The sequence below is a fragment of the Streptomyces sp. NPDC033180 genome (genome assembly GCF_055577645.1).
Genome location: NZ_JBVIPU010000014.1, coordinates 148,091 through 174,210 on the forward strand (window position 1 = coordinate 148,091; position 26,120 = coordinate 174,210).

A 26,120-nucleotide genomic window follows, 5' to 3' on the forward strand; every position below is an offset into this window, starting at 1 on the left:
GCGACGCGAAGACGGACATGAGGACTGGTGTGAGGGGTGCGGCCCGGCCGCGCGGCGCCACGATGTGCGGCCGCGCGGGGCGGAGGTACCGGTGTCGTCGTCCGGACGTTCCGGTGCCAGTGCCCCGCGCGGCCCAGCGGCTCCCGAACCGGGTCTGGGGGACTGCGGTGCGGCGTTGCTGTTGCCGATACTGCGGTGAGTCCTTACAGCGGTGAGTCTTTACTGCGGCGGGTCTTTGCAGCGGTGAGTCCTTGCAGCAGTGAGTCCGTGCAGCGGTGTTCCATCACTCCGCCCGGGCTCAGTGGGCCACGGCACGTGCCATGGATCCACGGCGCGGCTGCATCGGAACCCCGCCGGGTTCCGGCGCGGTCCTGGTCGGCTGTCGGCCACCGCCCGGTCCACCTGGTCCACCTGGTCCGCCCGGGCCCGCTGGGGCCGGGCTGCGGCGTGGCTGAGCGGCCACACCGTTCTGGACGTCCATCACGGCGTGCGCCACGAGGCCGCCCATCGGGTCGTGCCGGATCAGGTCCCGGAGACGGGAGCGCGATGAACGCCCCTCGTTGCCGGGGTAGAGATGCTTGCCGAGTCCCACTGCGTGAGCGAGCGCGGCGAGCGCCGCGGTCCGCGGGTCCGGTGGTACGCCGGTGCGGATCGCACTGTCCAGCCGGGACCTGATATCCCGGCTGATCGCCGTCTCCGTCGCTTGGTAGCGAGTCGTCGGCAGTACTCCGCACATCTGGCCCGACACGGCATGGACCATGCCGCACCGCTCCAGGTGCGCGAGGTAAATCTGGCGCAGCCCCAGTCGGGGCCCGCCAATCCAGTGGACTGCCCGAACCGGGCTGCCGCGCCTGCGCAGCAGTTCCAGTGCGGAGTCCAGAGTCGGATCTCCGGTCGGCCGTGGCATCACCACGGCGATACGATCCCCGTCTGGGGCTATCCGTCCGGCCAGCGCCAGCTCCACTAGCTGTGCTCCGGCCAGACCGAGGTCGAGCGACTGCGGCTGCGCTGTGGTACCCGTGGCCGGGTCCAAAGCGAGCAGCAGAAGCTCCTCCGGAATTGTTCTGCGGCTCCTGCCCATCCATGCCTCCCCGCGTGGATGAATGACAGGGTGACCCCTCTCACATTGGTCTGTCGAGAGTGCGTGACCGGTAAGTACGGGAACCAGTAGGTATGTCGTTCTCGTCTACCACGGGGGTTAAGCCCCCACACAGGACACTGGTACATGGTTCGGACAGCGGGTCCGGCCGTGTTTTGGCGCAACGGCAACGCGAGCGGCATGGCGTACGAGGAGGCATCGGTGGCGGGCGAGACCCCCGACAGGTCGAAGCAGCGGAAGTCGTCGGGGAACCCGACTGGGGCAAAACCGTCTGTGCCGGCACCGGCGCCGGAGGAACGAGACCCGCGCCTCGCGGTGGCCCGCGAGGTCCCCGCGGCGCGGGAGGAGACGCGGGACGAGACGCGCGAGGACCAGGCGACGGCGGTCTTCTCGACGAAGGCCGTGGCGGAGGCGGCGGCCTCCGAGGGCTCGGAGAGCTCGGAGGGCGAGCCCAAGGCCGAGGAGAGCGGCGACGCGCGGCTGCGGGCCGCTGTGGCGGCGTGGGTGGCCACGTCGGACGAGGAGCCCTCCGGGGCCTCGGAGACGGCGGCCACGGACCGCGAGCAGGCGACTTCCGACGCCCCCGAGGCTTCGGGCGCTGGTGCCTCTGGCTCTGACGGGCCGGAGGCGGCTGATGAGGCTGCGGACGCGGAGGGTGCGCGTGACGCCGGCGGGGCCGACGAGCCTGCCGGTACGAACGCCGATGCGGGCGACAGCGCCGCGAGCTCTGCCGAGCCGGCTTCCGCAGGTGAGGCGGGCGGCTCTGGCGGGGCCACGGACTCCGATGACGCGGGCGTTTCCGGTGGGACGGCCAACTCCGCCGAGTCCGATGCGGCCGATAAGCCTGCGGGTGCGGGCTCCGGTGAGGCGGGCACGGGGAGCGCGCGTGACGCCGGTGCGGACGACAGCGACGCCGAGCCCAAGGCGGCCGACGCTGACGCGCGTGACACCGACTCCGACGAGCCGTCCGGTGGCCAGGACACCCCGGAGCGCTCCAGCACCTCCGAGTCCGCCGCCCCCAAGAGCGCCCCGAACCCGTCGACCGCCACGGCCACGAACACGGCAGCCGCTGAATCCGGCGGCTCCAAGGCCGCGGCCGACGCCGACGCCGCCCCCGACAGCGGCTCGAAGCCCTCGACCGGCACTGACCCCGGCAGCGATTCCAAGCCCTCGACCGGCACCGCCCCCGGCAGCGGCTCCAAGGCCTCGACCGGCACCGCCCCCGGCAGCGGTTCCAAGGCCTCGACCGGCACCGCCCCCGGCAGCGGCTCGAAGCCCTCGACCGCCACCGCCCCCGGCAGCGATTCCAAGCCCTCGACCGGCACCGCCCCCGGCAGCGGCCCCAAGCCCTCGACGACCGCCACCGCCCCCGGCAGCGGCTCCAAGGCTTCGACCGACGCCGGCTCCGGCAGCGGCTCGAAGCCCTCGACCAACGCCAACCCCGGCAGCGGCTCCAAGGCGTCGGCGGCTGATGCCGGTTCCGGATCCGACACCGCCGACGACAAGGCTCCCGAAGCTCCCTCCCGCGGCGTCGACCAAGCCACCGCCGTCTTCAAGGCGCTGCCTCCGAAGGCCGTCGACCAGCCGACCACCATGCTCAAGCTGGGCGACCACAAGCCCGGAGCCAAGAAGGCCGATGCCAAGGCCGACGCAAAGGACGCAGCAAAGCCTGCCGCAAAGCCGGAGGGTGACGCCGAGCGCACCAGTAAGTTCGTCGCGCTCAAGCCTCTCGACGGCACGTCGTCCAGCAGCGCGCAGCCCCCGGCCGCCACACCCCCCACAGCCAAGGCGCCCACGCCAGAGAAGGCGCCCACGCCAGCCAAGGCGCCCACGCCCGAGAAAAGCTCCGTAGGGCCCGAGCGCACCACCCAGCAGCCTCTTCCCCCCAGGCCCCCGCTCGACCTGCTCGCCGAGCTGACCAACACTCCGCCGCCGCCGGAGACCCCGGTCCGCACCGCCGTGCGGAGGGTCAAGATCTGGACGCCGCTGGTGCTGCTCCTGGTGGTCGTCTTTGCAGTCGTACAGGCCGTTCGTCCGCTGCCGACGCCCACCCTGACGCTCACCGCGAAGGAGACCGTCTCCTTCGAGGGGGACAAGCCGTCCGTGCCGTGGCCGAGTGAGGGCCAGGCGGCGATGGACGTCAACGGCATCGGGACGTTCGGTACGTCCGGCGACCAGAAGCCCGTGCCGATCGCGAGCATCGCCAAGGTCATGACGGTCTATCTCGTCCTGCGCGACCACCCGCTGAAGAAGGGCGGCGACCCCGGCCCGGACATCCCGGTCGACGCCGCCGCGGCGAAGCACTACAAGACGGGCAAGGCGGGCAACGAGTCCGTCGTCAAGGTCACCGAGGGCCAGCAGATCACCGAGTACGAGGCGCTGCAGGCGGTCATGCTGCCGTCCGCGAACAACATCGCCAAGCTGCTCGCCCGCTGGGACACCAAGAGCGATTCCGAGGACGAGTTCGTCGCGAAGATGAACAAGACCGCCAAGGAACTCGGCATGAAGAACACCCACTACACGGACCCGAGCGGCCTGGACAAGACGACCGTGTCCACCGCCGAGGACCTCGTGAAGCTGGGCCGGGCCGCGATGGAGGACCCGGTCTTCAACGAGATCTCCCGCCAGCCCAGCTACAAGGACCTCAACGGCGACAAGCAGAACAACTTCTTCGGGCTCGTCCCGACGGTCGCCATCGGCATCAAGACCGGCACCACCACCGCGGCCGGCGGCAACATCCTCTTCGCCGCGGAGAAGAAGATCGGCGGCCAGACCCGCACGATCATCGGCGCCGCCCTCGGTCAGTACGGCGACAACGGCGTGGCCAACATCGACGAGGTCACCGGCGTCACCCGCAAGCTCATCGAGGCCGGTCAGGGCGCGCTCACGGCCAAGACGATCGTGAAGAAGGGCGACGTCGTCGGCGAGGTCGACGACGGTCTGGGCGGCACGACCCCGGTCGTCGCCACCAAGGACGTCGAGGCCGCGGGCTGGTCGGGCCTGACCGTGAAGCTGAAGCTCGGCGACAAGGCGGGGAGCACGGTCCCGCACACCGCGAAGGCCGGCACCCAAGTGGGCGTGCTGAGCGTCGGCGACGGCAAGGACGGCGCCGTCGAGGTGCCCGTCGCTCTCCAGAAGGACCTCGCCGAGCCGGGCTTGGGCGCCAAGCTCCAGCGCGTCGGCTGAGGCACGGACAGGAGAACGCGCAGAAGTACGAGCAGGAAACACGCGCAGGACGAAGCGCAAGAAGTACGCGCGCAGGCATGGGCGAAGGCGCAAGCCGCCGCCCATGCCCGCACCTTGGCCGAGCCCGGCTGAACCCGTACGCAGGGAGCCCCCGCCCCAGGCTCCCTGCGCGTCGTGCGTGCTAGCGTCACAAGTTCGGGGAGCAGTACGCCGGGGCTGAGCGACGGGGTGTTCCGGGACGGACCCCCTGGCGCGGCCCCCGGACGGACAGAACGACACGGGGAGTGCCGCAAGTGGCCACAGCGGAGCCGACGCGAGCCGACGACGCCGATCCTGAGCCCGGCACCGGTGGCGGCACCCGCACCGGCGCGCGAATAAAGCTGCCCGCCCAGCGCCGCGGCGAGCCCGCGGCACCCGAACGGCCCACCCGGTGGATGCGGTTCCTGCGCCACCCCGTGACCATCACGACCCTCACCGCGGCCGTCCTGCACGTCCTGTGGTTCTTCACCTTCGCCAACAGCGGCGGTGACCTCGCCGCTCAGGACGCCTGGGCCGAGTTCGTCGGACGGCACCCCGACTCCGCGTACAACCTCGCCTGGTACGGCGGCATGCACCCGGTGTCGTACAGCGTCGTGTCGCCGTATCTGATGTCGGTGCTCGGCGTCCGGACCACGATGATGATCGCCGGGACGGTCTCCGCCGCGCTGCTCACGATGATCCTGATCCGCAGCCGCGCGGTGAAGCAGCCCCTGTGGCCCGCGTTCGCGGGTGTCTTCGCGCTGTTCTGCAACGCGGTGTCGGGCCGTGTGACGTACGGACTCGGCCAGATGTTCGCGCTGATGGCCGTCGCGGCCGTCTTCTGCTGGCCCTACCGCTGGCGCTACAAGCGGTGGGCGAAGGCACTGGTCGCCGCGCCGTTCGCCGCGCTCGCGACCATGGGCAGCCCGGTGGCGGGCCTCTTCGTGGGTCTGATCGCCGTCGCGCTGTTCCTCAGCAAGCGCTACCCCGGCGCGTACGCCCTCGGGGTCGCGCCCGCCATCGTCGTGGGCCTGTCCGCGTGGCTCTTCCCGTTCTCCGGCACGCAGCCGATGTCCTTCGGGTCCGCGTCGCTGCCCCTGATCTGCTCCGGCCTCGTCTTCTTCCTCGTACCGAAGCAGTGGAAGACGGTCCGGATCACCACCGCGGTGTACGCGGCCTTCGTGCTCGGCGTCTGGCTGATCAGCTCGCAGATCGGCTCCAACATCTCCCGCCTCGCGATGTCCTTCGGGGGCGTCGCGCTGCTTGCCGCGCTGCCGTTCACGGTGAAGAAGTCCCGCAAGTGGTACACGATCGTCCTGGCGCTCGTCGCCTTCACCGGCTGGGTCGGGTTCAAGGCGGTCGACGACATAGTGCACACGACGCCCCAGGCCTCCTGGACGCGTGAGCTGGCGCCGCTCGTCAACGAACTGCAGGAGGTCGGCGCCGAGAAGGGCCGCGTCGAGGTCGTGCCCGCGCGCAGCCACCGCGAGGCATCCGCCCTCGCGCCGTACGTGAACCTCGCCCGCGGCTGGAACCGCCAGGCGGACATGGAGCGCAACCCCCTCTTCTACGACGACACCCTCAACTCCGCGAACTACCACGAGTGGCTCCAGCGCTGGTCCGTGCATTACGTCGTGCTGCCCAAGGGCGAGCCCGACGGTGACGGCGGCAAGCGCGAGGCCGCGCTGGTCGAGCGGGGCCTGCCCTATCTGAAGCAGGTGTGGGTGGACTCCAACTGGCAGCTGTACGAGGTCACCGACCCGACCCCGCTCGCCGATCCGCCCGCGGTCGTCGACCGTGCCGAGGCGGGCGGGATGACGATCGAGGTGAAGGAGGCGGGCCGCGTCCTGATCCGCGTCCCGTACTCGCCGTGGCTCAGCCTCGTCGACGCCGAAGGCAAGGGTGTCGAGCGGCCGAAGGAGACCGAGGAGTCCAAGCGGCAGCGCGAGAGCGACGAGGACCGCCCCAAGCAGTTCGACAACGTCAACGGCTGCCTGATGGAGGCCGAGGAGGACGCCGAGGGCGACAAGTGGACCGAGCTCCTCGCCCCCGGCCCCGGCGTCTACCGCCTCGGCGCCCCCTACCAGCTGCCGCGTGGCACGGCCTGCCCGGAGGAGCTGCGCGAGAGCGTGCGTTAGCGCGCCTCGCGTCTCCTCACCCGCTCACGGGGAACGCCACGTCGCACACCTGGTCCTCGGGGCCGGCCGTGTCCCACTCCACGAAGTAGATCTCGCGGCACGGCCCCGTCACTTCCAGGCCCTCGCGAGCCACCCATGCCTCCACCGCCTCGAACGCGCCGAGGATCTGCGGATAGGAGACCTGGGCCTTGGTGATGCGGGTGTAGGCGATCCGGTGTGCGGGTTCCACGCGGGACTTCGTGTCCCGCTGCCCACCCGCCTTCGCCGCCCACGCCCGCGCCGCCGCCGCGTCCCTGACCGGGACACACGCTTCCGCGGGGCCGTCGCTGTCCTGGGTGACATCGGCGTGGTAGACGACGAACGGCGAGGCCGCCATCCCGCCGCACTCCCTCCCGGCGGCCTCCTCCAGGCGACGCGTCGAGGCGTCGATCCAGACGGGCAGCTCCTCGGACAGGAGGTGCCTGCTCTCGGAGATGACGTACTGCTCCGGCACGTCGACGGTCTTGACCTCGAACTCTTTCCCGTACATCTCAGAACCTCTTCTGGACAGTCGTCCACGGAGGTACCCCACGAGCGTGCGCTGCTCGGCGTGCCGCTCCTCGACGTCCGCCCAGTAGGCGGCGACCGCCCGCCCCGCCTGTTCGCCGTCGAGCCGTACCGTCGCGGTGATGTCCGCGAGCGGCATGCCGAGGCGGCGCAGCAGGACGACGGTGCGGGCGTGCTCCACCTGCGCCGCGCGGTAGTGGCGGTAGCCGGTGGACTCGTCGACGTACGCGGGGGCCAGCAGCCCGAGGCGGTCGTACAGGCGCAGCGCCTTGGGCGAGAGACGTGCGCGGGCCGCGAACTCACCGATGCTGAGCAGCGGTTCGCCACCTGCCGCGTCGTCCTGTGGGCCGTTGTGCGGTGCGTGTACGTCCATGGGGGCATCCTCCGTCACCGGGCCCCGTGGCCCGGCACGCAGACGATGGGCTCTGCCCCAGGGGGAAGGTCAACGACGGCCGTAGTACGCCTGTGCCTCCAGCCACCGGCGGTGCCTGCCGCGCCGAACCCCGACGATGATCGCGATGCCGGAGCCCGCGAGGAGACCGAGGAGCGGCACGACGACGGTCACGACGATGCCGCCGACGAACGACGCGAAGTCGGCGTCGTCGCCGGGGGCGAAGGTGAGGGCGCCGCGCGGGTCGTCGCACTTCACGCCGTAGTCCGCTTCCGTGTCCGTCTTGAGCACGAACACCCGCTCCCACTCGCCACTGCCCTTGGTGACGGTGAAGGCGCTTTCGGGGGTGGTCACGCGCGGCTCGGAGCCGGCGGGTCCGGAGACGACCTCGCAGTGCGCGCGGGTGACGAAGGGGCTGCGTACGTAGATGGCGGCGTCGTCATCGGGCCCGATCCGCAGCGTGACGGACTGCCCGCTGGTGAAGGCCTCGCCGTCGTCCACGGAGTCCACCGTCGAGGTCAGCGTCAGCACGAAGCTCGCGATGCCGACGCCCACGCAGACCGCCGCGATCACCACGGCGACGACGAACCACCGCCGCTGGGGCCGCAGTTGCCCCGCGTCTATGCGGGGCGGGGGCCCGGGAGGTGGCCCATAGGGATACATATCGGAACGATGACAGCCCGCAGGGGGTTGGGGAAGGGCGCCACCTCCAGGGATGAACTACGGCCGGCCGCCCCCGTCGGCAGTGGACTTCACGTAATCCCGCCAGATCCGCACCGGAAAGACGTTCCCGTGCTGCGATTTCGCCCCGCCCACTCCCGACATGGGCAGCAGCTGCGGCTCGCCCGGACTGGTCCGGAACATCGTCACGGCGGTCGACAACTCCTCGGTGGTGGCCGTGAACCAGGCCGACCGGAGGCGGTCCTGGTCACCGGTGCGGCCGGCGACGACAGGGCGGTCGACGGATGACGCGCCGACACCCCGCATCGCGTCGGCGGCTTCGTCAGCCACATCCGGATCCAGCGCGCGCCGCGCGCCGGGGCGCGTGAGCCCGCCGACGGTCTCGTCGTTCTTGACGACCTTGGTCACCGAGTACGGGTCGTGCCGCAGGCCGCGGTTGACGAAGGTGCTGTAGGCGCCGGCCATGCGGATCGCGCTGGGGGTCGACGTACCGATGGGAAAGGTCCGTTCCAGGCGGGCCATGCTGCCCTCGAGCAGCCCGGAGGCGACGGCGGTGCGCCGCACCCGCTCCCACCCGACGTCCTTGCCGAGACGTACGTAGGTGGCGTTGCCGCCCTTCGCCAGCGCCTGGCGAAGGGCGGGGTGAGTGCTGTCGGACCCGGCGGCAGGGCTGCCGATGGTGGGGGCGGCCGCTTCCTGCAGGAGGCCGCCGTCGTCGTAGAAGCTTCCGGCCGAAGCGGGCTGCCACCGGGTGCCGCGGCCGGCCGGGGTACGGAGGCCGTGCTCGAGGGCCGAGGCGAGCACGAAGGGCTTGAAGGCGGACCCGACGGGGACGCCGGAGGTGTCGGCGTTGTTGGTGAAGTGCTCGGTGGCGTCGGCCCCTCCGTACAGCGCGACGATGGCGCCGTCGGCGGGACGCACGGACGCGGCGCCCACCTGCACGCCCTTGTCGGCGGCGCGCTTCTTCGGATCGATGCCGCGGTCGAGGACGCGCTCGACCGCGCCCTTCAGCCGCCGCACCTTGTCCTTGTCGAACGTGGTGTGGATCTTGTAGCCGCCGCGCGCGAGGTCCTTGTCGGTGAGGGAGGTGTGCTGCTTGATGTACTTGTTGGCGACGTCGACGAGATAGCCGGTCTGCCCGCCGAGGCTGGTGGCCCGGGACTCCTTGTGAGGTTCGGGGTAGGTGGTGAACTTCCCGCGTACCTCGGGCTTCATGAGACCGGCCTTGACCTGCCGGTCGAGTATCCACGCCCAACGGGACTCGGAACGATGGTGGTTGACGGCACTGACCGAGGGGTCGTACTGCTCGGCTCCTTTCAGGAGCGCGGCCAGAGCGGCCCCCTGGCTGGGGTCCAACTGCCGGGCGGAGATGCCGTAGTAGGCATGAGCGGCGGCCTCGATCCCATAGGCACCCCGCCCGAACCAACTGGTGTTGAGATACCCCTGAAGGATCTCGCGCTTGCTCATCCTGCGATCCACCTTCAGCGCGAGGACGAACTCCTTGGCCTTCCGCGTCACCGTCTGGTCCTGGGAGAGGTAGGTGTTCTTCACGTACTGCTGGGTGATGGTGGAGCCGCCCTGGGTCTCCTGGCCACGGACCATGTTGACGGCGGCGCGGGCCAGGCCCTTCGGGGAGACGCCGGAGTCGCTGTAGAAGGTGTCGTTCTCAGCGGCGATGACGGCGTTCTCGACAGCGTCGGGAATCTCCGAGAGCCGTACGTTCTGCCGGTTCACCTCACCGGTGCTCACCATCTGGGTGCCGTCGGCCCAGTAGTAGACGTTGGCCTCGCGCTGGGCGGCCGCGTTCTCGTCGGGGATGTCGACGGAGGCGTACACCAGGGCGAAGAGGCAGATGAGGCCGAGGAGAACGAGGGCGAGGGAGCCGAGCCCCTGCCGCCAGGAGGGAATCCACCGCCAGAGACCGCGTCTGCCGATGCGCGGATAGTCGACGAGACGGCGACGTCGGCGGCTCGGCTTGCGGGCGCGCGGGTTTTTGGGCCCCGACGCCGGCTTCCCCTGAGTGTGTGTCCCCATGGTGGAGGAGAGGGTGGTGGTGGGGGCGGGGGTTGGCCGGGAGCGTATTAGGGGGACGTAACAGGACGCGGCGACGCGGGTGGCAGGGCCCGGCGGCGCGGGTGGCAGGGCCCGGCCGCGGCGGCTCCCCTTGGCCACGGCCGGCCCGCCTCGACCACGGGGGGCGACGACGCGGGAGTGCGCCGGCCTCCATGGGAGTACTGGAACGGTGACACTGCCGGGGGGCCGACGAGGCGCGCGCCACTGTTCACTTCCCGCGTTCCCAGGTCGGGCCGCTCGACACAGGTTGAAAGCGCATTGGCTCAAGGACGCTGCATCGGGAACGCCTCATCGGGAACGCCTCATCGGGAACGCCTCATCGGGAACGCCTCATCGGGAACGCTGCATCAGGAAGCCTCATCGGGACTGGTTGTCAGTGCCCGGTTCTAGGGTGGCCGGCATGGCAACGTTTCGTTCTGGCTTCACGCTCTGGCGCATGGTCACGTCGGCGCAGGAACTCACCGAGCACGCGCGCACCCGGGAGCGTATAGACGCGGTCCTGCGCATCATGGGCGGCCTCGGCGGGACGTACGGCAAGGGGAGGCCCCTGGTGGACGCCCTGGAGGACGTGGCCCAAGAGGCCATCCTCCAGGGGGACTTCGAGTTCGCCCAGCGCTTCCAGCGTTTCGCCGCATACGCGAGAGGTGATCTGTTCCTCGAAATCCTGGAGAACTACTACGACGAGGACGCACGGCAGCGCAGCGAGGAGGGCATGCGGCGGATGATCGCCATGGGCGCCGACCGAGCGGTCGCCGCCCTGGACGTGCTGTGCCGTGACAAGCCCGACGCGACGGCCGAGGACGCCAGAGACCTCTTTCGCGGGATAGCCCGGTCCGCCGACCACCTGGGCCTGGGGACCGGTGAGGGCGGTATCCGGCTGCCCACCCGGGAGGCGCGGCGACTGCAGCAGTACGGCCACATGGAGCTGGTCCTGCGGAACTTGCCCCGGCCGGCCTCTGCCGAGTCCGCGCGAATGATGGGCGACGCGCTCTCCGACGTCGACGCGGGACTCCTCGCCCAACTGCTCGAACTGCGGACCAGACAGGGCGGTCTGGCCGCCCTGCGTGCCGCCGTGGAGGATCCGAACAGCTCCGAGAGCGCCCTGCACGCCTGCCTGAAGAACCAGGAGTGGATTTTCGGAGGTGCCTACGTGGCCGAGTTGGCCCGCAGGCAGTACACCCCGGACACCATCCTCGACATCCCTCTGCTGCGTGGTGACGGTTCCCTGCACGTGGTGGAACTCAAGCGCGCCACCATCAAGAACCTGGTCATCCGGCTCAACGGCCACCTCATGCTGGGCGCCCCGGCGCATCACGCGGTCTCCCAGGCGCAGAACTACCTGCGGGCCATGGACGAGAACCGCCCGAACATCCTTGCCGAGCACGGTGTCGACACCCGCCGGGCCTCGGCGACGATCGTGATCGGGCACCCGCGCTATGTGACCGGGGACGTCACGCCCCAGGAGATCGCGGAGACGCTGCGGACCTACAACACGCATGCCGCGCGCATAGAAGTGATCACCTACGAGACCCTGCTGGAGTCGGCCTCACGGATGCTGGCCCTTTCGTCGGCACGTGAGGACTCCGGCGCGGACGAGGAGCCCGCAGCATGAACGACACTCCGCCCGCCGTCGAACCTCTCTTGGCCCGCCTGTGCGGAGGAGAGATCACCGACAAGGACTACGTCGGCTATTTCATGAACGAATACGGAGAGGAGCTCGTTTTCGCCCAGCGCCGGGGTGAGAAGACCGCCAGGCTCTGGCACAGCGACACGGACTGGGAGATGTACCGCGTGGGCGACCACTCGATACGGCTCGACGGCCCGCTGGACGGCATGATCACCGTCGAGGGCCTGATCATCCACCGCGCGGAAGCGACCTGGCTGTCGTCCTGCCTGGCCGCGTCCCGCCACCTGCGCGAGGAACGCGCCTGACGCCCCCTCCCGAAAGCAGGCACCGCGTAGGGCGGAGTCCGCATTGCGGGCGCGACCGGCAGCCCCACCTGCGAGGCTGTGTCGCGTGACGTACGCAGTGAGTGTGGACACCCGGATCGCCGGCGGCACCCCGGAGATGGATGAGCTGCAGCGGGTCGGCGCCGGCGCTCTGCTCGATGGCGGCTTCGAGTCCGTCGAGGAGATCGAGGGGCCCGACGGGACGGAGGTGAAGCTCCTCGACACCTTCGTGGGCGTGTATCCCGGCGGGGCGCTGCTCAAGGTCTTCGTGGCCGCCCCGGCGCTCGAGCTCGCCGAGGACGCCGTACGCGAACTGGTGGAGGAGTTGCTCGAGCGCACCGAGCTGCTCGCGGACTGGACTGTCGAGCGCTGCCAGGTGGAGCTGCATCCGGACCTGGCGAAGGAGAGCCTGGACGCGGCCGACGGCCCGGACGCCCCGCCGGACGACCTCGAGTCCCGCCGTGCGCGGCTGATGGGGCTGGCCGGGGGAGGAACGGCGTCCACCGACGCGATCATGACGACGACCGAGACCGAGGCCATCCGTTCCAAGATCCGCACCCTGGCCCCGCGTCTCGCCGCCATCGGCTCGGGAATGTTCGGGGTGCCCGACGAGGAGACGACGGCGCAGTACGCCCCAGGTGACGCTCCCGAAGCCCCCGGCATCTCGGCCGAGGACGCCGAGCTGGCAGCCGGGGCCCTGATCTGGGGAACCGACGTCCTCCTGGACGAACTGTTCCAGGACGCGCACGCGCTGGACCGGGAGGGAACCAATGTCGCCGAATGCGACCGCCCCCTGTGGCTCCTGGACGAGCTGCCCCCGCGTCACGCCCTCCAGTACGACGCGCGTTTCGCCCGCCGGTTCCTGGTGACGGCGATTTCCCTGACCACACGGCTGACCGAGGGAAGCTTCAAGGAGCTGAGCTGCGTGGCCGAGGAGTTGACCCTCAGACTGCTGCTGCGCGAGGCCGAGGCCACACTCGAAACGTTCGGCCTCCTCGACGAGGGCGTCTCTTCGGCACTGGAGTGCTTCGCTGATCGGGTCTACGACGACATGGACCACGAGTTGCTCTACGACGACGCGATGGCCGACACCGAAGAGACCGAGCCGGCCACGTCCCTCGCCATCACCCCAACAGGGCTCACGACCTGGTTCACCCCCTTCACCAAGGACGGCTACGTCCACCCGTACGCGGCGGACGAACCGAACAGCGCCACAGGCGAGGACACCGCTCTTTGAACGGTTCGACCGGCTGCGAGAGCAGCCGAAAGGCCCAGGCCCCGGGGTTTCCCGGGCCTGGGCCTATCGCTGTTTCCACCTGGTGCCCCCGGCAGGATTCGAACCTGCGACACCCGCTTTAGGAGTGGGATCGGATCCTTGCCGGGTGGTGCCTGGCGCTGCCGCGCGGTGCTGTTTCCCCTGGGCAGAACCGCGCGGCGAGCCACTTGGTCCGGCTCAGACGCCCTGTGTCGGGCCGTCCGCTCACGCATCGCTCACGCATCGCTCACGCATCGCTCACGCGCTGCTGAGCAGCGCGTGGGGTCAGATCTGGCCGAGGTCGATCTCCACCGGGAAGGGGGCCGCTACTTTGAGGACGCCGGTGAACACGTCTCCGTCCCGGTAGGTCTTCGTCGCGGGATCGAGGACGGAGGTGTACACGATAGGAACGCCCGTCGCGGCCTGCTCGATCCGCCAGTAAAAGCCGATGCCTGACTTGGCGTACTGGTCGACCTTCACGATCCGGTCGGTGGTCTCCGAGCCTGGCGACACCACCTCCGCGACCAGCAGCACGTGCTCAGGGCGGGTGGGGGTGATGTCGATCGTGTCTGCGCGGTACACGACGACGTCCGGGCGGCGATTGGTGAGCGGGACGTCCTGAAGCCGGACGTCGAAGTCAGTGTCCGCGTTCCACTCCGGGTCCGAGGCGGCATCCAGGGCGTTCGCCAGAATCCGGGCCAGCCGGTTGTGCCGCTTGGACGCGCTCGGACTCACGACGACCATCCCGTCCACGATCTCGATGCCAGCGCACTGCTCCTCGGACCAGGACTCGTACTCCTCCGCCGTGATCTGCTCATGCATCCACGCCGGGGCCACCATCTCGGCCGTCATGAGGCACCTCCCGGACACTCTGCTGCGGGCTCGATCTCGCTGAATTCAGCGTACTGTCTGCCGTCCGTCCGGCATGCTGATCTCGTTCACTTCTCTCCTTCCTACCGGTCGGCATCCGACCAGTGAGCCCCCGACAGTCATGAACCGGCGCGGTGGACTCGTCACCAGGAGACCGGAATAGACCAGCGGTGCCGCTGACCTGAATAGGGATCACCGCTCCACATCCAACAAGAAGGAACACGATCTGCTGGCCCGGGCCGGCGGCGGTGCGATCTCGCCCCAGCAGCACTTCCCGATGCCGTCGGCTCGACGCCGTATCGGTCCCTCCGAGAACACCGCTCCCGAAACGGAGCCCGAGCCTGCCGGGCGCGGAGGTGGACCCCCACACGGAATCCGTGCCGAACGGTGCTGATCCGTTGGGAGACGCTCGGGAGATCAACTCCCCGTCCGCTCGCGCAAACGGCCCCGGATGAGGAGTCCGAGGCCGAATGGAACGCCTCCCTGGAGGGAGAAACCCCAGTTCAGACGTGTAATGCGCTGTGCCCCCGGCAGGATTCGAACCTGCGACACCCGCTTTAGGAGAGCGGTGCTCTATCCCCTGAGCTACGAAGGCGTACTGGTGCCGCCACGGATGGCGGTTTCAGACAGGGTAGCGGATGGGGGTGGGGGCGGTGGTGCCTGGCCGGGGGTGGGGGCTGGTGGCCTGGGGTGGGGTCTGGGGCCGGTTCTCTGGGGCGGGGGTCTGGGTTCGGTTCTCTGGGGCCTTGGGTCTGCCGGGTGCGGTTCAGGTGGAAGGGGGCGGAGTCGTAGCGTCAGGCTGATCGGTCCCGGTCCGCGAGGTCCGCGTCGATCGTCGTCCGCAGATCCGCGAGCAACGCCTCGAACCGCTCCAGCAGTTCGGGCGGATACTGCGCCATCGCCGCGTCCATCCGGACCGCGAGCGGCGTGAAGAACTCGTCGGCGCGTTCCCGGATGCCCGGGCGGCTGCGCAGTGTGATGACGCGGCGGTCGGTGTGCTCCCGGGTGCGGGCGATGTGGCCCGCGCCTTCGAGGCGGTTCAGGAGTGCGGTGGTGGCGCCCGAGGAGAGCAGGATGCGCTCGCTGAGTCGGGCCGGGGAGAGCGGGGTGCCGCGGTCCTCGGCGGTGACGATCTCCAGGAGGGCGTCCGCGTCCGTGGAGTGCAGGCCGAGCCAGACGGCGAAGCGGCGGCTGAGCTCGTTGTAGCGCTCACCGTAGCCCCTGAGTCCGTCCATCAGGCGCTCGCGTCGCGCCGCCACCTCGCCCGATGCCGATGCCGATGCCGATGCCGATGCCGGTGCCGGTGCCAGTCCCGGTCCCGGTGCCTGCTCCTCCTTCGCCACTGCCGCCCGCCCTCTCCTCCGCTGCCGGCTGACCGCCCGTGCCCGTACTCGCGTCTGTGCCCGTGCCCGTCCCCGTACTCCTGCCCGTACTCGTGCTTTGACAACTTACCCGGCCCCAAATTACCTTCACCATGGAATTACTTCACCATGGAGGTATTGATCGAGATGCGTGATCCCTCGCCCCCCTCGTCCGCCCGCCGCTGGCTCGGTCTCATTGCCATCGCCCTCGGCGTCGCCCTGATCGTCGTCGACACCACGATCGTGAACGTGATCGTCCCCTCGGTCATCGAGGACCTGGACGCCGACTCCGGACGGGCGCAGTGGATCCAGGAGTCGTACGCGATCGTCTTCGCGGCGCTGCTCCTGCTGACCGGGCGCCTCGCGGACATCTTCGGGGCCCGCCGCATCTTCGTCGCCGGCGTCGCGGTCTTCGGCGCGACCAGCGTTCTCGCCGGGCTCGCGCCCGGCAGCGGGCTGCTGATCCTGGCCCGTTTCCTGCAAGGCGCGGGCGCCGCGATGATCCTGCCGACCTCGCTCTCGCTGCTGAACGCGAACTTCACCGGCCGGGCGCGCGGCCAGGCCTTCGCCATCTGGGGCTCGACCATCGGCGCCGCGGCCGCGCTCGGCCCGCTGCTCGGCGGCTGGCTCGCTGAACACGCCTCGTGGCGCTGGGCGTTCGGCATCAACGTGCCCCTCGCCGTCCTCGTCGCCGTCGGCGTGCTGCTCTGCATGGCTCCGTCGCCGCGCGCCAAGGGGCGGGTGGACGCGGCCGGTGCGGTGCTCTCCGCGGTCGGGCTCGGGCTGCTCGCCTTCGGGCTCGTCGAAGGGCGGACGTATGGATGGATCGTCAGCACCGAGCCGCTGGAGATTCTCGGATTCGGCTGGGGGAGTGGGCCGTCGCCCGTCCTGGTCGCGCTCGTGCTCTCCGCCGTCACGCTCTTCGCGTTCGTCCGGCGGCAGATCGCGCTCACCCGGGACGCTGACTCCGCACAGGCCTCGCGCGTCCTGATGGACGTACGGCTGTTCTCGATCGCCTCCTTCCGCAACGGCAACATCGCGACCCTGATCATCGGCCTCGGCGAGTTCGGCATCGTCGCGGTGCTCCCGCTGTGGCTGCAGTTCACCCTCGGCTACAGCGCCCTGGAGGCGGGGCTCGCCCTCGTGCCCATCGCCGTCGGCAGCTTCGTCGCGACCGGTGCTGCCTTCCCGCTGGCCGCCAAGGTCCCGCCGCTCGGGCAGGTGCGCATCGGTCTGGCCTTGGAGGTCGTCGGGCTCGCGGGGGTCGGGTTCATCGCCGCCCCGGACAGCTCCTGGTGGGCCGTCGCGCTGATGCTCTTCGTGTACGGCATCGGCGTCGGGTTCGCCACCGCCCAGGTCACCAACGTGGTCCTCGCCGAGGTGCCGTACGAGAGCGCGGGGCAGGGATCCGGCATCCAGAGCGCCTTTCGCCAGCTCGGTTCCGCGCTCGGGATCGCCGCCCTGACCACCGTCTTCTTCACCACTCTCAGCACGAACCTGCGCGACCGGCTGAGCGATGCCGGAGTGCCGGGCGGGCAGGCGGACCGGCTCACCGGCGCCGTCACCGACAGTGCGGGCGCCTACATCGGGCCCCTCGCGGACCGACCGGAGACCGCGTCCGTCGCGGAGGCGGCGCGCGCGGCGATGACCGACGGGGTCGCACTCGGCGGGTACGTCGCCGCGGGCTTCGTCGTTCTCGGGCTCGTCGCCACCTTCCTCGTCCCGGCCCCCGCCCCGACAGGGGAGGAAGCTGTCGAGGATCACGGTGACGCGGTCGTCCAGGTGTAGGCGTGCAGGCGCAGGGCGAGCTGGATTTCCAGGGCGCGTTCCGGGGACTGCCAGTCGACGCCGAGCAAGTGGCCTATCCGGTCCAGGCGTTGGACCACGGTGTTCACATGGACGTGCAGGGCGTCCTTCGCCTTGGACTGGCTCATCCCGCAGGCGAAATAGGCCCGCAGAGTGTGGATGAGTTCCGTGCCTCGCTTGGTGTCGTAGTCCAGGACCGGGCCCAGTGTGCGGCGTACGTAGGCGTGGAGATTCGTGTCGTCGCCGAGGAGTACGCCAAGGAAGCCGAGGTCGGGCAGGTCCGCGCCCCGGCCGGTGTGGCCGAGCGCACGCAGGGCTGACAGACAGCGCAGGGCTTCGGCGTGCGCTTGGGCGAGGGCCTCGGGGCCGGTGGCCGGGCCCGCCGCGCCGACCGTGACCGGGGCCCCGGCGGCCTGGGTGAGCTCGGCGGCGAGCGCGCGGGCCCGGGCGCCGGTGTCGTCGGCCGGGATGACGAGGACCACGTGGTCGTGGTGCAGGCCGGACAGGCCGTGGCGGGCGCGGGCCGCTCGGGCCGCGGAGGAGAGCAGGAGCCGACGGGGCGCTGCGTCGCTGTGCGCGACAAACACCGAGTGGGGGAGCGTCAGATCTACGTCCAGGCGGCGGGCCCGGGCCGTGAGGCGGCCCGGGGTGCCGGAGAGGGAGAGCAGGTCGCCGAGGAGTTCGCCGCGTACGCGGTCCTCGGCCTCGGCGGCCGAGCGGCGCAGGAGCAGGAGCAGCGCCGTGACGACCCCGGCGCGTTCGAAGAGACGGCGGTCGGCCTCGCCCAGGTCGGCACGGTCGGTGAGGGCGATGCTGCCGAGGAGCTCCGGGCCTGCGAGGACAGCGCACACCCAGGTGCCGTCGAGGGGGACGGCCCGGCCGCTGGCACGCGACGCGGCGATGGCCCTGGCCGGGGGCGTGCGGGATTCGGCGGCGCCCTCGGCCACGGGCATGCGGCGCTCGGCACCGCCGCCGGCGGCGGGTTGACGGGTCCCGGCCTCCTCGGCGTCGGGTGGGCGGGTCCCGGCTCCCTGGGCGTCGGGTGGGCGGGCCCAGGCTCCCTCGGCGGCGGGTTGACGGGCCCAGGCTCCCTCGGCGGCGTGTGGGCGGGTCCCGGCTCCCTCGGCGGCGTGTGGGCGGGCCCCGGCCTCCTCGGCAGAGGGTTGACGGGCCCAGGCTCCCTCGGCGGCGTGTGGGCGGGCCCCGGCCCCCTCGGCGGCAGATGGACGGGCCCCGGCCCACTCGGCGGCGGCCGCGGGCCGGTCGGCGGCGCCCTTGGCCGGACGCGTTCCGAGTCCGCCGTCGGCCCGGGCGGGTTCGGCGGCGCCTCCGCCCCCGACGCTGGCAGCGGTGCCTCCGCCCCCGGCGCGGGCAGCGGTGCCTCCGCCCCCGGTGCGGGCAGCGGTGCCTCCGCCCCCGGCACGGGCAGCGGTGCCTCCGCCCCCGGCACGGGCAGCGGTGCCTCCGCCCCCGGTGCGGGCAGCGGCGCCTCCGTCCCCGGTGCGGGCAGCGGTGCCTCCGCCCCCGACGCGGGCGAGTTCCGTGCCGTCCGCGTCGTGGATGAGGGTGCCGCCGCGCAGGAGAGCGCCGATCGCGGTGGCGACCTCGGTGAAGTCGCCGCCGCGCAGCACGAGATCGGTCAGGCGGTCGTGCGCGTCCTCCGCCCGGCGCAGCGCCTCGCTGTGTGCGCGGATCGTCTGCGACGCCTCGTTCAGGTCGACGAGCGCGGTCCTCGTCTCCTCCATCCTGCGTGCGCTGTCGATGGCTATCGCCGCGTGGTCGGCGAGCGAGGACAGCAGCGCTCCCTCGTCCGGGGTGAAGGCGCGGGCGGTGCGGTCGGCGGCGTACAGGACACCGATGACGTGCGTGCCCTGCCGCAGCGGTACGCCGAGGATGGCGTGCAGGCCTTCCTCAAGTACGGCGCTGTCGATGGGGTTCGTGTGCTGGAAGCGGGGGTCGACCTCGTAGTCCCCGGTGGCGTACGGACGGGCGGTCTGGGCGACGAGGCCGCCGAGCCCCTCACCCATGCCCAGGCGCAGGTTCTGGAACGCGGCGGAGACCGAACCGTCCGTCACGCGCATGTAGGTGTCGCCCGCCGCCGGGTCGTTGAGGGAGAGGTACGCGACGTCCGTACGCAGCAGCAGCTTGGCCCGGTGCACGATGGCGCGCAGTACCGCGTCCAGGTCGCGAAGAGCCGCGAGGTCGCCCGCCGTGTCGAACAGCGCGGTGAGCTCGGCCTCCCTGCGCTGGTGCTGGTTCAGGGTGCTGCGCACGCGCAGCGCGGTCTGGGTGGCCTCGTCGATCGCCGTGAGTTCGGCGCCGCTCGCTCCGGCCGCGCGGGCCGCCGCGGCCGGCCGGGCGAACTGCTCGGCGGGGGCGTCCTGCGCGAGCAGGTCGAGCAGTTCACGCAGGGCGGCGCACGCCTGCTTCCGGTGGGCGGCGTCTGGGGAGCTGGACATACGACGGGTCGCCTCCGGGAGCGGGATGCGCGTGCTGGTGGTGCGCTTCAGGTGGAGATTGTCGCCGAGGCGGTGGCGGCCGAGGAATCCCCGGGAGCGGAGCGCCGCTCCTGGGCGAGCGAGCGGCCACGGGTCTCCTTCGCCACGAGCACCGTGAGCGTCGTGATCACCACCGTCACGCAGACGTAGAGGGCCACCGGCGTCGCCGAGCCGAAGTCCTTGAGCAGCTCGACCGCGATGATCGGCGCGAGCGCGCCGCCGATGATGGACGCGAGCTGCGATCCCATCGAGGCCCCGGAGTAGCGGACCTTCGTGTCGAACATCTCGGAGATGAAGGCGGCCTGCGGCCCGTACATCGCGCCGTGCAGAAGCAGACCGACCGTGACCGCGAGGGTGATCACGGCGAAGGACTCGCTGTCGACGAGCGCGAAGAACGCGAACGCCCACGCGGCCATGCCGATCGACCCGATCAGGGTGACGGGCCTGCGGCCGATGCGGTCGGAGAGCGCGCCCCACAGCGGGATCGTCACGAAGTGCACGGCGGAGCCGATGAGGACGGCGTTCAGGGCGGTGCTCTTGGGCAGTTCCAGGTGCACGGTGACGTAGACGAGGACGAAGGCCGTGAGGATGTAGTACGAGACGTTCTCGCCGAGCCGGGTGCCGATGGCCGTGAGGACGCCGCGCCAGTTGTGCCGGAAGACCTCGACGACGGGCGCGTCCTGCTCGGGGGCTTCTCCCGATGCCGCCTCGGCCTCCGCGCGGGCCTGCGCCTCCAGGAAGAGCGGGGACTCCGAGACCGAGACCCGTATCCACAGGCCGATGATCACGAGCACCCCGGAGAGCAGGAACGGGATGCGCCAGCCCCAGGCGAGGAACGCCTCGTCGGACTGGACGGCGGCGAGGAGCGCGAGGACGCCGGTGGCCAGGAGATTGCCGCCGGGAGCGCCGGCCTGCGGCCAGGAGGCCCAGAAGCCGCGGTTCTTGTCGTCACCGTGCTCGGAGACGATCAGGACGGCGCCGCCCCACTCGCCGCCGAGCGCGAAGCCCTGGACCAGGCGCAGCAGCGTGAGCAGGATCGGGGCGCCGACGCCGAGGGTGGCGTGGGTGGGCAGCAGGCCCATCGCGAAGGTGGCGCCGCCCATCATCATCAGGCTCAGCACGAGCAGCTTCTTACGGCCGATCTTGTCGCCGTAGTGGCCGAAGACGACGCCGCCGAGGGGCCGGGCCGCGAAGCCGACCGCGTAGGTGAGGAAGGAGAGGAGGGTGCCGACCAAGGGGTCGCTGTCGGGGAAGAAGAGAGTGTTGAAGACGAGCGCGGCGGCGGAACCATAGAGGAAGAAGTCGTACCACTCGATGGTGGTGCCGATGAGGCTGGCGCTGATGATGCGGGCGATACCTGGCTTGCCCGGGGTCTTGCCCTGGGCGCGCGGCGTTGCGGCTGCCATGGCGTGATCCGTTTCTCGATGGGGACGTGTGGTGAATTGGCGCTGGGGGAGCGGAAGTTCAGCCGGCGGTCCAGCCGCCGTCCAGGGGCAGCGAGGCGCCGGTCACGAAACCGCTGTGCGGGCCGCAGAGCCAGAGGGTGGCGGCGGCGATCTCCGCGGGCTCGATCAGACGCTTCACCGCGGAACGCCGCAGCAGTACGTCGGTGAGGACCTGCTCGGGGGCGATGTCGTGGGCGGCTGCCTGCGCGCTGATCTGGTCCTCGACCAGGGGCGTGCGGGTGTAGCCGGGGCAGAGGCAGTTGCTGGTGACGCCGTGCGTCGCGCCTTCCAGGGCGGTGACCTTGCTCAGGCCCTCCAGGGCGTGCTTGGCGGCGACGTAGGCGGACTTGAAGGGGCTCGCGCGCAGTCCGTGCACGCTGGAGATGTTCACGACGCGGCCCCAGCCGTGGGCGTACATATGGGGCAGCGTCCGGCGCAGCAGGAGGAACGGCGCGGTGACCATGACCCGTTGGATCAGGTCGAACCGCTCCGGGGGGAACTCCTCGATGGCGGCGACGTGTTGGAGACCGGCGCTGTTGACGAGGATGTCGACGCGGGCGGGCAGGGTGTCCACCGCGGCGGGGTCGGCGAGGTCCACGGCGTGCGCCTCGCCGTCGATCCCGTCGGCCACGTCCTTGGCCGCGTCCGCGTGCTGATCCACCACATGCACGAAGGCGCCGGCATCGGCCAGGGCCACGGCACAGGCCCGGCCGATGCCGCTCGCGCCGCCCGTGACCAGGGCGGTGCGTCCGGTGAGGTCGGTTCCGGCGGGGGAGCGTGCGGGGACGCCGGAGGGGGTTCCGGCGGGGTCGGCACCGCGGGGAGTGGGGCTCGTCATGGCCGGAAACGTAAGGGTGCGCCGCACGGGGTTCCCATGTGCGGGGCCCACATAACCGGGGAGCGCGTCATGTGGGTGGGCACGACAGTCCGGGCGCGGGCCCGCGTACGAGCCGGGTGACCCACGTCATGCTCCGCGGCCCGAATGCTGTGCTACCTTGCGAACAGCACGTGTGTACGCCGCTTTCTGCGGCGCCGGTGCCGATCTTCTTTTCTTCCGCCTCGTCGAGGCTCCCGCAGCTCTGTGGCTTCCGTGACTTCTGTTGTTCCGCGAAGCCCTTTGCCGCAGTTCTTTTCTCCGCCCGACGTACGGGACGTGAACACACCGTCCCGCCGGGCCCCTTCATTCGCATGCCTGCGAAAGGACCCCACCATGAGTACCGCGACCATCACCCGGAACAAGACCACCACAGCCACCGACATCCCTGTCGCCGCATCAGGCATCCTCGACGTCGGTCACAACGCCAACGGCCATCTCCGTACCGGCGATTGCCTCCCCACCCCCACCGACGTACAGGTCCCCTCCGCGCTCATCCGCCGGCTCGGCCTGCGTGCGGGCGACGTGGTGCGGGGCGAGTGCGGGCGGGCCCGCACACTGACCTCCGTCGAGCGTGTCAACGGACACTCCGCCGAAGCCCTGCACCGGCGCGCACGCTTCGGTGACCTCACCCCGCTGCACCCCCGCGAGCGGCTCCGCCTGGAGACGCCGGGCGCCGGTGGCGGCAGTGTCGCGACCCGGCTCATCGACCTCGTCGCCCCCGTCGGCAAGGGCCAGCGCGGCCTGATCGTCGCGCCGCCCCGCACCGGCAAGACCGTTCTGCTCCAGCAGATCGCCGCCGCCGTGAGCGCGAACCACCCCGAGGCACACCTCATGGTGGTGCTGCTCGACGAACGGCCCGAAGAAGTCACGGACATGAAGCGTTCCGTACGCGGCGAAGTACTCGCCTCGACCTTCGACCGGCCCGCCAAGCAGCACATCGCCCTGGCCGAACTCGCCGTCGAGCGCGCCAAGCGGCTCACAGAGGAGGGCAAGGACGTCGTCATGCTCTTCGACTCCCTCACCCGGCTGTGCCGTGCGTACAACAACGCGGCGTCCAGTGGCGGCCGCACCCTCTCCGGAGGTGTCGACGCCGCCGCCATCCAGGGCCCCAAGCGCCTCTTCGGTGCCGCGCGGCTCGCGGAGGAGGGCGGGTCCCTGACCATGCTCGCCACCGTGCTCGTGGAGACCGGATCGCGCGCCGACGACTACTACTTCGAGGAGCTCAAGGGCACCGGCAACATGGAGCTCCGCCTCGACCGCGGCATGGCCGAGCGACGGGTCTTCCCCGCAGTCGACGTCACCCCGTCCGGCACGCGCCGTGACGAACTCCTGGTGCCCGCCGACGAGTTGACGGCCGTACGCGGCCTGCGGCGTGCCCTGCACGGCAGGGACGCGCAGAGCAACCTGGAGACGCTGATCGAGCGCCTGCGCAAGACCCCGGACAACGCCGCCTTCCTGCGCCAGGTGCAGCAGACCGTGCCCGGCGCCGGCTCCTCGAAGGTCAACGGCGCCTGACACCCCTCAGGGCGCTGACGGGCGCCTGACACCCCTCACGAGTGCGCGACACCCCTCACGGGCGCGTGACACCCCTCACGGGCGCGTGACATGCACCCGGTAGCGGCCGTCCTCGTCGATGTCGGTCACCGTGATGCGCACGCCCGTCTTCTTGTCCGTGAACGTCTGACCGGGCTCGTAGGTCGCGTCGGACAGCTCCGCGTGGACGTTCGGCCGACGCGTGCAGCCGCCGCTGTCCTTCGTGGAGTCGGAGACGGTGACCGGGCCCTGGCCCGTGTCGACCTCCGCGTCCACCCGGTAGACGAGCACTCCGGGCTTGCAGATCGCCTCGTCGTTGCCGCCGCGGGTGCGCACCTCGACGGCGTACCCCGTCCGTGTGCTCAGCGGCACGAAGGCGAGCTTGGTGCCGCCCTCGGTCGGCAGCGGGCTCAGCGTGTGCTCGGTCGTGCCCGCGTTCGACGCGCAGCTGATCTGGTCGTCGCCGAGCCAGCCGAGCTTCCACTTGTGCCAGGCCAGCAGGTCGTTGTTGGCGCCCCAGTCCTCGCTCATGATGTCCCAGTGGCCGACCGCGCCGCCGCCCTCCTGTGTGTACAGGTCGGGCAGGCCGAAGACGTGGCCGTTCTCGTGGGGGAGCACGCGGTAGCCGGTCTCGCGGTAGCTGCCCGAACCGTCGTCCTGCCTGCTGTAGACGAAGGACGCGTTGGAGACCGGCACGCCGTCCGCGACGGGTGCCTCGGTGTTGCCCGCGAAGGTCACCGAAAGGACCGTGTCGAGCGCGGAAGGGCCCGCGTTCGGCGTCATGAGGATGTTCACCAGGTCGTACTCCCGGAAGTCCACGTCCGGGTCGGCCTCCGCCACGATGTCCTGGACCAGCTCGCGGTAGCCCGGATCGAAGGGGGCGCCGCGCTCTATCCCGTACTCCTTGAAGCTCTTGGGCATCCGCAGCCAGTCCTGGATCGGGGACTCCGGGCGGTAGTCGAGCCGTCCGTAGGAGCTGGTGCGAAACCAGTCAGCCGTCTGCGGGAAGAACTCCGCGAGGCGGTCGGGCGCGCTCCCCTCGCCGGGGGCGTCCGAGAAGTCGATCATGAGGTTCAGGGCCCGGACGGTGCCCGTGGAGCGGGAGTAGCCGGCGGAGGTGGGCACGCCCTCCGACATCTGGACGCCCATCGTGCCGTTGATCATGCACGGGCTGAGTTTCGTCGCCCGGGTCAGGGAGGCGGGCCCTGCCGCCGTGGGGGACTCCTCCATCAGGCGGCCGGTGCTCGCCGATGTGGTGACCGTGAGGGCAAGGACGGCGCATGTGGCGAGTGCTGTGCCACGTCGCGCTCCGCGTATCTGCCTCCAGGTCGGCTGCTGCATGCGTAGCCCTTCACCTCGCGGCAGCCGCCGGTCCTGGCTGCACCCTTCCGATCACCCTGTGCCGGTGGATGCGCGGGCGCTCGCTGAGCGGGACCGATCGTGGGTTTCTCGTGCACGTGGGCGTGATGCGGGGCGCGGGGAGAGGGGGCCCGTGCGGTGGTGACCCAGGTCACGCGAAGAAAGTCGGAGTGCGGGAAATATCCGGGGACTCTCTCCCCGTTTAGACCTGTGTCCGAGCGAAACGGGGAGAGATTCCCCGCATCGCGCATCCGAGGCTCCGGCACCGTCCGGAGGCTCGACCGCAAGCTTGAGGAGAGCCGTCGTGGAGACCGCCACCGCTGCCCAGCGCCGCACGCCCCGCCCGCGGGCCGACGCCCTGCGCAACCGGGAGCGGATCGTCGCCGCCGCACGCGAGATGTTCGTCGAGTTCGGCCCCGACGTGCCGCTCGACGAGGTCGCGCGCCGGGCCGGCGTCGGCAACGCCACGGTCTACCGGCACTTCTGCGACCGTTCCGAACTGGTCCACCAGGTCGTCCTGCTCGTCACCGACCGCGTCTCGGCACACGCCGAGGAGGCGATCGCGGCGGCCGACGCCGACCCGAGTGTCGCGTTCGACGCCCTGCGCCGGTTCGTGCACGCCTGTGCCGACGAGCGGATCGGTGCCCTGTGCCCGATGCTCCAGGAGGCCTTCGACCCCGATCACCCGGATCTGGTCGACGCCCGTGAGCGGCTCGAAGCCGTCACCGGCGGGCTCATGAGAAGGGCGCGCGCGGCCGGGCAGCTGCGCACCGACATCGCCGTCGGGGACCTGATGGTCGCCCTCTCCCAGCTCACCAGGCCGCTGCCCGGCACCGCGTGCCCGAACATGGACCGCTTCGTCCACCGCCATCTTCAACTGTTCCTCGACGGCCTGATGACGCCGGCCCGTTCCGAGCTGCCCGGTGAGGCGGCGACCTTGGAGGACCTCCGCCAGTCCTGAGCCCACTCCTGAGCCCACTCCTGAGCTCACTCCTGAGCCCCGCCCGACCGGCCTGAACGCGTCGACTTTCCAT

General features: G+C 70.9%; 18 protein-coding genes and 1 tRNA gene. 8 read left to right on the plus strand and 11 right to left on the minus strand.

The genetic code is table 11. The annotated features are described in order from the left end of the window. Positions 1-298: 298 nt before the first annotated feature. The gene (locus ACZ5WE_RS30645) at positions 299-1,081 is read right to left on the minus strand and encodes a GOLPH3/VPS74 family protein (protein ID WP_467689604.1); all 783 of its coding nucleotides are present in this window, start codon (positions 1,079-1,081) and stop codon (positions 299-301) included. A 144-nt stretch (positions 1,082-1,225) separates the two neighbouring features. Between ACZ5WE_RS30645 and ACZ5WE_RS30650 the strand changes: the two genes are divergently transcribed. Together ACZ5WE_RS30650 and ACZ5WE_RS30655 are read left to right on the plus strand one after the other, a co-directional pair. Next, a complete protein-coding gene (locus tag ACZ5WE_RS30650; RefSeq protein WP_467689602.1) occupies positions 1,226-4,285 on the plus strand; it encodes a D-alanyl-D-alanine carboxypeptidase in 3,060 nt (1,019 codons plus the stop codon). 293 nt (positions 4,286-4,578) lie between these two features. Beyond that, the gene (locus ACZ5WE_RS30655) at positions 4,579-6,441 is read left to right on the plus strand and encodes an MFS transporter (protein WP_467689600.1); all 1,863 of its coding nucleotides are present in this window, start codon (positions 4,579-4,581) and stop codon (positions 6,439-6,441) included. Between the two features lie 16 nt (positions 6,442-6,457). Here the strand turns inward: ACZ5WE_RS30655 and ACZ5WE_RS30660 are convergent, their stop codons facing one another. The 3 genes from ACZ5WE_RS30660 to ACZ5WE_RS30670 form a co-directional block, all read right to left on the minus strand. Beyond that, the gene (locus ACZ5WE_RS30660; protein WP_467689598.1) at positions 6,458-7,360 is read right to left on the minus strand and encodes a MerR family transcriptional regulator; all 903 of its coding nucleotides are present in this window, start codon (positions 7,358-7,360) and stop codon (positions 6,458-6,460) included. Positions 7,361-7,429: 69 nt separating this feature from the next. Further along, positions 7,430-8,041 carry a hypothetical protein gene (locus ACZ5WE_RS30665; protein WP_467689596.1) on the minus strand — a complete coding sequence of 204 codons (612 nt, stop codon included), beginning with the start codon at positions 8,039-8,041 and terminating at the stop codon, positions 7,430-7,432. A gap of 57 nt (positions 8,042-8,098) precedes the next feature. Beyond that, positions 8,099-10,093, minus strand: coding sequence for a transglycosylase domain-containing protein (locus ACZ5WE_RS30670; protein WP_467689594.1), 1,995 nt, complete (start codon positions 10,091-10,093; stop codon positions 8,099-8,101). A 439-nt stretch (positions 10,094-10,532) separates the two neighbouring features. Between ACZ5WE_RS30670 and ACZ5WE_RS30675 the strand changes: the two genes are divergently transcribed. From ACZ5WE_RS30675 to ACZ5WE_RS30685, 3 genes are all read left to right on the plus strand, one after another. Further along, on the plus strand, positions 10,533-11,744 hold the full coding sequence (locus ACZ5WE_RS30675; protein WP_467689592.1) for a Shedu anti-phage system protein SduA domain-containing protein: 1,212 nt from the start codon (positions 10,533-10,535) through the stop codon (positions 11,742-11,744). Next, positions 11,741-12,064, plus strand: a complete 324-nt coding sequence (locus ACZ5WE_RS30680; protein WP_467689590.1) for a hypothetical protein — start codon at positions 11,741-11,743, stop codon at positions 12,062-12,064. Before ACZ5WE_RS30675 ends, ACZ5WE_RS30680 begins: the two co-directional genes overlap by 4 nt. 85 nt (positions 12,065-12,149) lie before the next feature. Next, positions 12,150-13,319, plus strand: coding sequence for a hypothetical protein (locus ACZ5WE_RS30685; protein WP_467689588.1), 1,170 nt, complete (start codon positions 12,150-12,152; stop codon positions 13,317-13,319). Between the two features lie 303 nt (positions 13,320-13,622). On the opposite strand, the gene ACZ5WE_RS30690 is transcribed toward ACZ5WE_RS30685, so the two are convergent. From ACZ5WE_RS30690 to ACZ5WE_RS30700, 3 genes are all read right to left on the minus strand, one after another. Continuing rightward, a complete protein-coding gene (locus ACZ5WE_RS30690) occupies positions 13,623-14,189 on the minus strand; it encodes a Uma2 family endonuclease (protein WP_467689586.1) in 567 nt (188 codons plus the stop codon). Positions 14,190-14,729: 540 nt separating this feature from the next. Beyond that, positions 14,730-14,802: transfer RNA gene (locus tag ACZ5WE_RS30695), tRNA-Arg, on the minus strand. A gap of 199 nt (positions 14,803-15,001) precedes the next feature. Beyond that, a complete protein-coding gene (locus ACZ5WE_RS30700) occupies positions 15,002-15,442 on the minus strand; it encodes a MarR family winged helix-turn-helix transcriptional regulator (RefSeq protein ID WP_467689819.1) in 441 nt (146 codons plus the stop codon). 255 nt (positions 15,443-15,697) lie between these two features. Here ACZ5WE_RS30700 and ACZ5WE_RS30705 point away from each other — a divergent pair, with 255 nt between their 5' ends. Then, positions 15,698-17,356 carry a DHA2 family efflux MFS transporter permease subunit gene (locus tag ACZ5WE_RS30705; RefSeq protein ID WP_467689584.1) on the plus strand — a complete coding sequence of 553 codons (1,659 nt, stop codon included), beginning with the start codon at positions 15,698-15,700 and terminating at the stop codon, positions 17,354-17,356. Here ACZ5WE_RS30705 and ACZ5WE_RS30710 read toward each other — a convergent pair. From ACZ5WE_RS30710 to ACZ5WE_RS30720, 3 genes are read right to left on the minus strand one after another with little or no spacing between them, the layout of a single operon-like run. Beyond that, positions 17,329-19,833 (minus strand): GAF domain-containing protein, encoded by a 2,505-nt coding sequence (locus tag ACZ5WE_RS30710; protein ID WP_467689582.1) that lies wholly within the window; start codon positions 19,831-19,833, stop codon positions 17,329-17,331. The genes ACZ5WE_RS30705 and ACZ5WE_RS30710 overlap by 28 nt on opposite strands. A 47-nt stretch (positions 19,834-19,880) precedes the next feature. Then, positions 19,881-21,278, minus strand: a complete 1,398-nt coding sequence (locus ACZ5WE_RS30715; protein ID WP_467689580.1) for an MFS transporter — start codon at positions 21,276-21,278, stop codon at positions 19,881-19,883. A gap of 58 nt (positions 21,279-21,336) precedes the next feature. Continuing rightward, entirely contained in the window at positions 21,337-22,155 is an 819-nt protein-coding gene (locus ACZ5WE_RS30720) for a 3-hydroxybutyrate dehydrogenase (protein ID WP_467689578.1), read from the minus strand. Between the two features lie 372 nt (positions 22,156-22,527). Here ACZ5WE_RS30720 and rho point away from each other — a divergent pair, with 372 nt between their 5' ends. Beyond that, positions 22,528-23,709, plus strand: coding sequence for a transcription termination factor Rho (gene rho, locus ACZ5WE_RS30725; RefSeq protein ID WP_467689576.1), 1,182 nt, complete (start codon positions 22,528-22,530; stop codon positions 23,707-23,709). 75 nt (positions 23,710-23,784) lie between these two features. Here the strand turns inward: rho and ACZ5WE_RS30730 are convergent, their stop codons facing one another. Further along, positions 23,785-25,068 (minus strand): M6 family metalloprotease domain-containing protein, encoded by a 1,284-nt coding sequence (locus ACZ5WE_RS30730; protein ID WP_467689574.1) that lies wholly within the window; start codon positions 25,066-25,068, stop codon positions 23,785-23,787. Positions 25,069-25,390: 322 nt separating this feature from the next. On the opposite strand from ACZ5WE_RS30730, the gene ACZ5WE_RS30735 reads away from it, so the two are divergent. Continuing rightward, positions 25,391-26,047 (plus strand): TetR/AcrR family transcriptional regulator, encoded by a 657-nt coding sequence (locus ACZ5WE_RS30735; RefSeq protein WP_467689572.1) that lies wholly within the window; start codon positions 25,391-25,393, stop codon positions 26,045-26,047. Positions 26,048-26,120 lie beyond the last annotated feature (73 nt).